1 protein-coding gene is annotated in these 527 nt (G+C 56.2%); it reads right to left on the minus strand.

Annotation, left to right across the window (positions count from 1 at the left end; all coding sequences use genetic code 11):
- Positions 1-93 precede the first annotated feature (93 nt).
- Complete coding sequence (locus KDH83_RS31360) at positions 94-468, minus strand: DUF3742 family protein (RefSeq protein WP_023112374.1); 375 nt, start codon at positions 466-468, stop codon at positions 94-96.
- Between the last annotated feature and the right edge of the window lie 59 nt (positions 469-527).

Consider the following 527-nt stretch of genomic DNA (forward strand, 5'->3'; position numbering starts at 1 on the left):
TCTCAGCCGGTACGAGGGATGCAGGCGCTGCCGGTGGAAAAGGAGCTGGCGCAATGTCAAGGAAGTTGAAGTGACGCACACTCAAGCCGAGTGTCAGTCATCATCCTTGTACATCTCATGAGATGTGTCGTTGTAGAGATTCGGGTCATAACCCGGTGTCTCTCGAAGTTCTTCCAAGGTGGTAGGAAACTGCAAATGGAACTCTTCGTCTGAATGGCTCTGATTTGCTGCCCATCCCACAGCCACGACACAAACCAACAGCAGTGCCAGCCAGAACGCGGAATAGAGCAGTACACCGAGCACGACCAGCTTGACCAACCACAACAGCACGGTGGCACCAGCTACCGGCACACCCTTGGATACCAACCAGTTCGACGCCCGCCGTTCGCCACGCACATAGGCGCGCCATCCACGGCCAAAGCTACGGCCGAGGCGTTCTGCTGTGCTGATGCGGGTCGTGGTGCTCATGGTTGTCTCCTGCTGCTGAGGGATACCTATTTCAGTTTGCTCCAATCCTGCTTGCTTGC

This window comes from Achromobacter sp. Marseille-Q0513 (assembly GCF_018195695.1).
Classification (GTDB): Bacteria; Pseudomonadota; Gammaproteobacteria; order Burkholderiales; family Burkholderiaceae_B; genus Achromobacter.